Annotated in this window: 7 protein-coding genes; 6 read left to right on the forward strand and 1 reads right to left on the reverse strand. The window is 64.5% G+C overall.

From position 1 onward, the window contains the following. Positions 1-171: 171 nt before the first annotated feature. From AC5RWA_RS19340 to AC5RWA_RS19360, 5 genes are all read left to right on the forward strand, one after another. Entirely contained in the window at positions 172-1,260 is a 1,089-nt protein-coding gene (locus AC5RWA_RS19340) for a PhoH family protein (protein WP_115525770.1), read from the forward strand. Continuing rightward, complete coding sequence (gene ybeY / locus AC5RWA_RS19345; RefSeq protein WP_079596175.1) at positions 1,257-1,730, forward strand: rRNA maturation RNase YbeY; 474 nt, start codon at positions 1,257-1,259, stop codon at positions 1,728-1,730. The genes AC5RWA_RS19340 and ybeY overlap by 4 nt, the downstream gene beginning before the upstream one ends. Further along, the gene (locus AC5RWA_RS19350) at positions 1,727-3,058 is read left to right on the forward strand and encodes a hemolysin family protein (RefSeq protein ID WP_494058707.1); all 1,332 of its coding nucleotides are present in this window, start codon (positions 1,727-1,729) and stop codon (positions 3,056-3,058) included. Before ybeY ends, AC5RWA_RS19350 begins: the two co-directional genes overlap by 4 nt. Then, positions 3,042-4,001, forward strand: coding sequence for a GTPase Era (era, locus tag AC5RWA_RS19355; protein WP_494058708.1), 960 nt, complete (start codon positions 3,042-3,044; stop codon positions 3,999-4,001). The genes AC5RWA_RS19350 and era overlap by 17 nt, the downstream gene beginning before the upstream one ends. Positions 4,002-4,114: 113 nt before the next feature. Next, positions 4,115-5,671, forward strand: a complete 1,557-nt coding sequence (locus AC5RWA_RS19360; protein WP_494058709.1) for an LCP family protein — start codon at positions 4,115-4,117, stop codon at positions 5,669-5,671. 69 nt (positions 5,672-5,740) lie between these two features. On the opposite strand, the gene AC5RWA_RS19365 is transcribed toward AC5RWA_RS19360, so the two are convergent. Next, positions 5,741-7,693, reverse strand: a complete 1,953-nt coding sequence (locus AC5RWA_RS19365) for a M13 family metallopeptidase (RefSeq protein ID WP_494058710.1) — start codon at positions 7,691-7,693, stop codon at positions 5,741-5,743. Positions 7,694-7,944: 251 nt separating this feature from the next. On the opposite strand from AC5RWA_RS19365, the gene leuA reads away from it, so the two are divergent. Next, the gene (leuA, locus tag AC5RWA_RS19370) at positions 7,945-9,684 is read left to right on the forward strand and encodes a 2-isopropylmalate synthase (RefSeq protein ID WP_494058711.1); all 1,740 of its coding nucleotides are present in this window, start codon (positions 7,945-7,947) and stop codon (positions 9,682-9,684) included. The last annotated feature ends 85 nt before the right edge of the window (positions 9,685-9,769 follow it).

The following is a 9,769-nucleotide window of genomic DNA, read 5'->3' on the forward strand; positions in this document are numbered from 1 at the left end:
GCCGCGTCGGGCCCTTTTGGCCCTGCAGGGCAGCCTCCCGATATCCGGCCGTGGGACGCTCTGGCGTAAGATGGAAGGATCGCTGGACGGGGAGAACGGGCAACGGCCTCCGCGCAACAGCCCAACAACTGAACCGACCTCGAGGGGACCACAGGCCTGCGGGCCAGCACCATGACTGAATCAGCTAACGGAAAGCGCCGGCTCACCACCGGAGAGGGCACGCCCGGGGAGTTCCCCCATTCCCTTCCCGGCATCCGGACCGAGGTAGTCCTTTTTGACAACTCCGATCAGATGGTCCAGTCACTCGGCAGCCATGATGAGGCGTTGCGGTACATCGAGGAACAGTTCCCGGACGTTAATTTCCACGTCCGCGGCAACGAACTCTCCATCAGCGGTCCCACCAGTGACGTACCGCGGATCATGCGGCTCCTCCATGAAGTCCGCGGCCTCGTTGCCCGCGGCACGGTGATCAGTCCCACGGTGCTCCAGCAGCTGGTGGCCCTCTTGCGCACCCAGTCCCTGCAGAACCCCGTGGACGTGCTGACCCATGACATCCTCTCCAGCCGCGGCCGCACCATCCGCCCGAAAACCCTGAACCAGAAGAATTACGTTGACGCCATTGACGACAACACCGTGATCTTTGGTATCGGGCCGGCCGGAACCGGCAAGACGTACCTTGCCATGGCCAAAGCAGTACAGGCGCTGCAGCAAAAAGAGGTCAGCCGGATCATTCTGACCCGTCCGGCGGTTGAAGCCGGGGAACGCCTGGGCTTCCTCCCCGGAACCCTGAGCGACAAAATCGATCCGTACCTCCGTCCGCTCTATGACGCACTGCACGACATGATGGATCCCGAATCCATTCCGCGGCTCATGGCAGCCGGCACCATCGAGGTGGCACCCCTTGCCTACATGCGCGGCCGCACGCTCAACGACGCCTTCATCATTCTCGACGAGGCGCAGAACACCACGCCTGAGCAAATGAAGATGTTCCTGACGCGGCTCGGCTTCGGCTCGAAGATGGTGGTCACCGGTGACGTCACGCAGGTTGACCTGCCCTTCGGCACCCGGTCCGGACTGCGGATCGTGGAGGAAATCCTGACCGGCATCGAAGGCGTGAACTTTTCGGTCCTGGACGCGGCCGACGTCGTCCGGCACCGCCTGGTGGGCGACATCGTCAATGCCTACAGCATCTGGGACGATGCCCAGCGCCGCCGCGTCAAACATTCAGCGACCAAAGAAAAACGGGGGGAACACGCTTGAGCATCGAGGTGAACAACGAGTCCGGCGTCCAGGTTGACGAAGCGGAACTCGTTGCGCTGTCCCGGTACATCTTCGAACAGCTCTATATCCATCCCCAGGCAGAACTGTCGATCCTCCTCGTGGACGAGCCCGCGATGGAGAAGCTGCACATCGAACTGATGGATGAGCCGGGATCCACCGATGTCCTGTCCGTACCCATGGACGAGCTCACACCCGGGACGCCGGACCGGCCCACTCCGCAGGGAATGCTTGGCGACATTGCCATTTGCCCCCAGGTGGCCGTGGTCCAGGCCCGGAACGCGGGCCATCAGCTCCAGGATGAAATGCTGCTGCTGACAACACACGGCATTCTGCACCTGTTGGGCTACGACCATGCAGAACCCGAGGAGAAGGCCGAGATGTTCGGGCTCCAGCGGGAGCTCCTGTCCGGCTTCACCGGCAAAGAAGCACCCGCCGAGACCACCCAGTGACGCCTTTGCTCCTTGTCGCGATGGCCCTGGTCTTCCTGGGTATCGCGGCGGTGTTGACCGCGGCCGAGGCCGCCTTCAATTTCCTCCCGCGCCACGACGCCGAGGAGGCACTCCTCAAGAGCCGCAATATCGCCATGCGCCGGATCCTCGCCCAGCCCGTGGCGCATATCCGGGCTCTTCGGTTCTGGCGCATCTGGTTCGAGATGGCTTCCGCGGTGGCTGTGGCCGTCCTGCTTTACAGCCTGCTGGACAACATCTGGCTTGCCGGCCTGGCAGCAACCGGCATCATGGCCCTGCTGGGATTCGTGATCGTGGGTGTCTCACCCCGGCAGCTGGGCAGGCTGCATTCTGCTGCCGTGGTCCGCTTCACGGCCCCCTTGATCCGCTTCCTCACCTGGGTCCTGGGTCCCATCCCCGGCTGGCTCGTGGCGTTGGGAGGCGCGGCAGCGCCCGGCGCGCCGGGCGGGGACGAAGCGTTTTTCAGCGAGCAGGAATTCCGTGAACTCGTGGAGCGGGCCAGCGAATCCGACATGATCGAGGACACCGAGGCTGAGATGATCCAGTCCGTGTTCGACTTCGGCGACACGTTGGTGCGCGCGGTCATGGTGCCCAGGACGGACATCCTCAGCATCGAAGCGGGCTCCAGCCTCCGCCAGGCCATGACGCTGTTCCTTCGCTCCGGCTACTCCCGGATCCCCGTGATCGCCGAGGACACCGACCACATCCTCGGCATCATCTACCTTAAGGACGTTGCCGCCGTCCTGCACGAGCTGGCCCCGGACGAGGAACCGCCGCTGGTGGAGTCACTGGCCCGGGAGGTCCGGTACGTGCCGGAATCCAAGCCGGTGAGCGACCTGCTGCGTGAACTGCAGAAGGAATCCACGCACGTTGCCATCGTCATCGACGAATACGGCGGCACGGCCGGACTTGTCACCCTCGAGGACCTGATCGAAGAGATCGTGGGCGAGATTGTTGACGAGTACGACACCGAAAGCGCGGAAGCCGTGGAGCTGGGCGATGGCTCCTATCGGGTCAGCGCGCGGATGAGCATCGACGACCTGGGCGAGCTCTTCGACATGGAGCTCGACGACGACGAAGTGGACACCGTGGGCGGCCTGCTCGCCAAGGCGCTTGGCAGGGTTCCGATCGTTGGAAGCCACGTGGAAGTCCACGGAGTCTCGCTCCGGGCGGACCGGTTGGAAGGCCGGCGGAACCGCGTCAGCCACATTATTGCGGCAGCGGTGCCAAGAGTAGACACTGACCTTGAAGACCTCCTCGAAGAGGCGGAAACAACCCAGCAGGGAGTTCCACGTGAGCAAGAAAAATAAAGCAGCAGCAGAGGAAGACTTCGGCGGCTTCCGCGCAGGCTTTTCAGTCCTGGTGGGGCGCCCCAACGCCGGAAAATCCACTTTGACCAACGCGTTGGTGGGGAAAAAGGTGGCCATTACGTCCGCCAAGCCGCAGACCACCCGCCACACCATCCGTGGCATCGTGCACCGGGAGGACGCCCAGCTGATCCTGGTGGACACTCCGGGGCTGCACCGCCCGCGCACCCTTTTGGGTAAGCGCCTGAACGACCTCGTGGCGGACACCCTCGCCGAGGTGGACGCCATCGGCTTCTGCCTGCCGGCCAACGAAAAGATCGGTCCGGGGGATAAATTCATCGCCGCCCAGCTGGCCGCGGTGGGACGCAAGCCTGTCATCGCCATCGTCACCAAGGCGGACCTGGTGGACCGCCAGGCCCTGACCGAACAGCTCCTGGCAGTCGCGGCGCTTGGCCGTGAAGTAATGGGGGAGGACGGCTGGAAGGACATCGTGCCCGTGTCCGCGACGGATGGCTTCCAGGTGGAAACCGTGGCGGATGTCCTGATCAGCCACATGCCGCCGTCGCCCCCGCTGTATCCCGACGGCGAACTGACGGACGAGCCCGAGGCCGTCATGGTTGCCGAGCTGATCCGCGAAGCGGCACTCGAAGGCGTCCGCGACGAACTGCCGCACTCCCTCGCAGTGGTGGTCGAAGAGATCGTTCCCCGGCCGGACCGGTCGGAGGACAACCCGCTCCTGGACGTGCGCGTGAACCTGTACGTGGAACGCCCGTCGCAGAAGGCCATCATCATCGGCAAGGGCGGCAGCCGGCTTCGCGAAGTGGGAACCAACGCGCGCAAGGGGATCGAAGCCCTGCTGGGTACACGCATCTACCTGGACCTCCACGTCAAGGTGGCCAAGGACTGGCAGCGCGACCCGAAGCAGCTGGTCAAACTGGGTTTCTGACCTGTTTCGCCGGTGCCGCTGCAGCGCTGCCGGGCAATTCCCAGACTGGGCCACTAAAATGGACCGGATTTTGATTTTAGAGGAAGGTTCACCACGTGGGGCGAGGCCGCGACATGCGCGACAACAGGGCTGACGTGTCACCCGGAACAGGACCTGCGTCCCGCCATGCGGACGATGGCACTGCCGGGGCAGCGCGCCACCTTGGCTCCCTGCGGGGGATGCCCGTGTGGCTGAAGGTTGTCACAGCCGTCCTGTCCCTGGCCATCGTGGGAGGCATCGCGTTCGCCGGGTTTTGGTACCTGCGCCTGCAGGGCAATATTTCCAAGGCCCCGCTGAACGCGGGCGGGGGAAACAGCGAGACGGTCAGCGACGCCACCGGCAGGATGCAGATCCTCATCCTGGGCTCGGACACCCGCGACGGGAAGAACGCCGAGTACGGGGAAGCCGACCTTTCCGCAGGCTACGGCAAGTCGGACGTCATGATGCTCATGGACATCTCCGAGGACAACAAGCGCGTCAGCGTCATCAGCTTCCCGCGTGACCTCCTGGTGGACATTCCCGAGTGCAAAGACGGGGAAACCGGTACGGAATACCCTGCCCGCAGCGACGTCATGATCAACGAGGCAATGACGGAAGCCGGCATCGGCTGCGCCGTGGATACCGTCAACAGGATCACCGGGCTGGAGGTGGACCACTTCATGATGGCCGACTTCAACGCCGTGAAGGAACTCTCCAATGCCGTGGGCGGCGTGGAAGTCTGCATCAGCGACGCCGTGTATGACCCTGACTCCCGGCTTCGCCTGCCGGCGGGCACCTCCATGGTCCAGGGAGAGCAGGCACTTGCGTTCCTGCGCACCCGCCACGCATTTGCCGACGGCGGCGACCTGGGCCGCATCAAGGCCCAGCAGGGCTTCCTCTCCTCGCTGACGCGGAAGATCAAGGACGACGGCACCTTGGCCGATCCCGGCAAGATGCTGAAGATCGCCGACGTCGTTACCCAGAATTTGACCGTGGATGAAGGGCTGGCCTCGGTTCCCACCCTGCTGACCATCGGCAACCGGCTCAAGGACATCGACATCAGCAAGGTGGCGTTCGTCGCCGTCCCCACCGCCCCGGCAGACCTTGACCCCAACAGGCTCCAGATCGCCGAGCCGGCCGGCTCCCAGCTCTTTGCTGCACTCCGCAAGGACGTCGACCTGACCGACCCCACCGCTCCCGCAACGCCCGCGCCCAGCGAAACCGCACCGCCGTCGGCCGCCCCGACCGAACCTGCCCCGGCCCAGCCGCCCTATGACAAGGCACTTCAGGCTGTCGCGGTGGCGAACGGCACCGGGGTCCCCGGTCGTTCCCAGGAAATTGTCCAGGCGCTGATCTCCGGGGGCTTCACGCAGGCTGCCCAGTTTGAGGCAACAGCGGTGGCGCAGTCGGTGGTCTACTACGGTTCCGGCTTCGCGGATGTCGCGGCCGACGTTGCCGCGGTACTCGGGATCCCGGCCGGGCAGACCGTTGCCCTTCCCGCAGTTTCAGGAGTCCAGGTCTACCTGGGCACTGATTTCACGACGGGCACCACGTACGGCGCGGCTGCCGCGTTGCCGGAAAACATCGTCAACCAGACGGCCGGCGACGAGACCTGCCAGCAGGCGAACCCGTACCTCATCGTTTCTGAATAAAGCCAGGCTGCTTAACTGCATCGGGGCCCGCCGGAAGGCGGGCCCCGATTCAGTTGTTCTGCCTGGCTGTCACCAGATGCTGACCCGCTCCGCCGGCGGCATCCACATGCCGTCCTCTTCGCTGACCTCAAACGCCTCGTGGAAGGCGTCCAGGTTCTTCACGATGGCGTTCGTCCGGAACTCGTTGGGGGAGTGGGGGTCCGTGGCAAGCCTGCGGATTGCCTCTTCCTGCCGGATGACCTGGCGCCAGCCGGCGGCCCACGAAGCAAAGAAGCGCTGCTGCCCGGTGAGCCCGTCCAGGACCTCGGGTTCCTGGCCGTCCAGGCTGATCTGGTAGGCCTTGTACGCGATTGCCAACCCGGCCAGGTCGCCGATGTTCTCGCCGAGCGTGAGCCGCCCGTTGACGTGGTGGTCCGGCGCCGCGGTGGGTGCCAGCGCATCGAACTGGGCCACCAGTTTCGCGGTGAGCTGCTCGAACGCCTGGCGGTCCTCCTCCGTCCACCAGTTCCGCAGCGTGCCTCCGCCGTCGAACTGGGAGCCCTGGTCGTCGAAGCCGTGGCCGATCTCGTGGCCAATCACGGCGCCGATGCCGCCGTAATTGACGGCGTCATCGGCGTCCGCCGTGAAGAACGGGGGCTGCAGGATGGCCGCCGGGAACACAATCTCGTTCATCATCGGGTGGTAGTAGGCGTTGACTGTTTGCGGGGTCATGAGCCACTTGTTGCGGTCCACCGGCTTGCCCACCTCGTCAAGGTGCCGGTCGACGTCGGCGTTGTGGGCCCGCTCCACATTGCCCAGCAGGTCGGCGGGGTCAATTTCCACCGCTGAGTAGTCAATCCATTCATCGGGGAAGCCGATCTTCGCCCGGAACCCCTCCAGCTTCCGGAGGGCCTCCGCCTTGGTGTCCTCACCCATCCAGCCCACGTCCGTGATGCTGCGGCGGTAGGCCTCGATGAGGTTGGCCACCAGCGTCTGCATCCGGGCCTTGTGCGTCTCCGGGAAATGCCGGGCGACGTAGATCTGGCCTACGGCTTCGCCCAGGGCTGCCTCCACAACGCCCACCCCGCGCTTCCAGCGGTCCTTGTTCCGGGGCGTCCCGCTGATGGTGGTGCCGTAAAACGCGAAATTCGCGTCCACGAAAGCAGAGGACAGGTAAGGTGCCGCTGCGCTGATGACCCGCATGGCCAGCCACTCCTGCCACGTGGACAACGGCTCGGACTCGACGAGCCTCGCCGCGCCGGCAAAGAAGTCCGGCGTGCTCACCACAATTTCCTGCCGCTTGTCCGGTTCGATGCCGGCGGCGTCGAACCATGTGGCCAGGTGCGGGAACAGTGCAAATGCTTCCTCAGCCGTTTTCAGGTTGTAGGTCTTCTGCGGATCCCGGAGGGTGACGTTGTCCCAATGGTGCGACGCCAGCTTTGTTTCGAGCCCGACCACCCGTCCGGCCGCGCCTTCCGCATCCGCCACGTCCGCCAGCGCGAGCATGGTCTGCACATGCGCCCTGTACGCGGAGACCATGGGGGCGAACTTCTCTTCCCGGTAGTACGACTCGTCAGGAAGTCCCAGGCCGCCCTGTCCCGTGTACAACAGGACGCGGTCCGGATTCCCGGCATCCGGGGCAGGGTAGATATAAAAAAGACCGCCCACGTCGGAGCGGAACAGCCGGCCGGCCAATGCTATGAGGTCAGCGGTGGACTTGGTGGCGAAAACCTCGGCGAGCCGCTGGCGGATAGGCTCCATGCCTTTGGCTTCCACGGCAGCCTCATCCATGAAGCTGTTGTACAGCCCGCCGATCTTCCGCTCGATTCCGCTGGCAGCATCAGCCTTGGCGGCTGCTTCCTCAATAATGTCGCGGACGGCGATTTCGGAACCGTCCCGCAATGCGGTGAACGTGCCTTCCAGGGGCCGGTCGTCGGGAATTTCCGTGGCCTTAAGCCATGCACCGTTTACGTGCTGGTACAGGTCATCCTGCGGCCGGACCGTGTGATCAATGGTGGACAGGTCGATCCCCGAAATGGGCACTGAAACTCCTTTTTGCTGAATGCCGCGGCCGGTTGGAACACCGGAAGGGTCTGCATGGTGGACTTTACGGACGGTAGTGCCCTTTCATCTTACGCACGCGTGTTACCCTCAAATGGTGCGTGCAGAGCTCCTTCTCCTTAGCTGCCGCGGCGAGGCCTCAGACGCGATCTAGCGCAAGGCCCACCCTCGCTGCGGAGTTTGTGTTGCCCGGCCACCCTTTCAATGAAGATCTCCAGAAAAGGCCCCCAGTAATGCGAAACGCACAAAAGCCCTCAGGAATGCCTGCCCACCGGTACACGCCGTTCCAGGACCAGATCAAAGTCGAGCTGCCGGACCGCACCTGGCCGGACAAGATCATTACCAAAGCTCCCCGCTGGTGTGCTGTGGACCTGCGGGACGGCAACCAGGCACTGATCGACCCCATGAGCCCGGCCCGCAAGATGAAGATGTTCGATCTGCTGGTCCGCATGGGCTACAAGGAGATCGAGGTCGGATTCCCGTCGGCGTCCCAGACCGACTTCGACTTCGTCCGCCAGCTCATCGAGGGCAACCACATCCCGGATGACGTCACCATCCAGGTCCTCACGCAGGCCCGCGAACACCTGATCGAGCGGACCTACGAATCCCTGGTCGGGGCAAAGCAGGCCATCGTCCACCTCTACAACTCCACCTCCGTCCTGCAGCGCCGCGTCGTCTTCAACCAGGACGAGGACGGAATCCTGGACATCGCCCTGCAGGGCGCGCGGCTGTGCAAGAAGTACGAGGAAACCCTCGCGGACACGCACGTCACCTACGAGTACTCCCCGGAGTCCTTCACCGGAACGGAACTGGAGTATGCCGTCCGCGTGTGCAACGCCGTCGCCGACGTGTTTGAGGCTTCCGCCGACCGGCAGGTCATCATCAACCTGCCCGCCACTGTTGAGATGGCCACCCCCAATGTTTACGCCGATTCCATCGAGTGGATGAGCCGGCACCTGCACCCGCGCGAAGGAATCATCCTCTCCCTGCACCCGCACAATGACCGCGGTACGGGCGTGGCTGCCGCCGAACTCGGCTACATGGCCGGTGCCGACAGGATCGAAGGCTGCCTCTTCGGCAACGGTGAGCGGACCGGCAACGTGGACCTGGTCACCCTGGGCCTGAACCTCTTCGTGCAGGGCATCGACCCCATGATCGACTTCTCGAACATCGACGACGTCCGCCGGACCGTCGAATACTGCAACCAGCTGCCCGTCCCCGAGCGATCCCCGTACGGCGGCGACCTGGTGTTCACCGCCTTCTCCGGTTCCCACCAGGACGCCATCAAGAAGGGTTTCGAGGCCCTGGAGCGCGACGCCGCCGCGGCCGGCAAGGACGTGGCGGACTTCACCTGGCAGGTCCCGTACCTGCCTGTGGACCCCAAGGACCTGGGCCGCAGCTACGAGGCAGTCATCCGGGTCAACTCCCAGTCCGGCAAGGGCGGTGTGGCCTACCTGCTCAAGAACGAACACAGCCTGGACCTGCCGCGCCGTGCCCAGATCGAGTTCTCCGGCGTCATCCAGAAGCGCACGGACACCGTGGGCGGCGAAGTCAGCGGGGCCCAGCTGTGGCAGGTCTTCCAGGACGAATACCTGCCGTCCGGCAAAGCTGACGGGCAGTGGGGCCGCTACTCCCTGGGTGCCGTCAAAACCGAAACGGACGACGACGGCGGAATGACGCTTCACGCGTCCCTCACCGTTGACGGTGCGCAGGTCAGCCGGACGGGCATCGGCAACGGACCCATCGCCGCGCTGTTGAGCATCCTGCGGGAGGACGGCGTGGATGTCCGGGTGCTCGACTACAGCGAGCACGCACTCTCGGAAGGCGGCAACGCGATGGCCGCCGCCTACGTGGAATGTGCCGTGGGGGAGCGGGTCCTGTGGGGTGTGGGCATCGATGCCAACACCAGCATGTCGTCCCTGAAGGCCGTCATCTCCGCTGTGAACCGCGCCATCCGCGACGCACAGTCCTGATGCCCTTCCTGCCGTGGGGGGGGGGGGTTTCCGCCGCACCGAAACAGCCTCACAGAGACAAAACCCAAGGAGAAAGGAAAAGAAA

This window comes from Arthrobacter sp. 210 2 (assembly GCF_059093025.1).

Excerpts from the sequence above, each read along its gene's own strand:
- AC5RWA_RS19340 (WP_115525770.1), top strand. The coding sequence starts at position 172 with ATGACTGAATCAGCTAACGGAAAGCGCCGGCTCACCACCGGAGAGGGC.
- AC5RWA_RS19360 (WP_494058709.1), top strand. The coding sequence starts at position 4,115 with ATGCGCGACAACAGGGCTGACGTGTCACCCGGAACAGGACCTGCGTCC.
- leuA (WP_494058711.1), top strand. The coding sequence starts at position 7,945 with ATGCGAAACGCACAAAAGCCCTCAGGAATGCCTGCCCACCGGTACACG.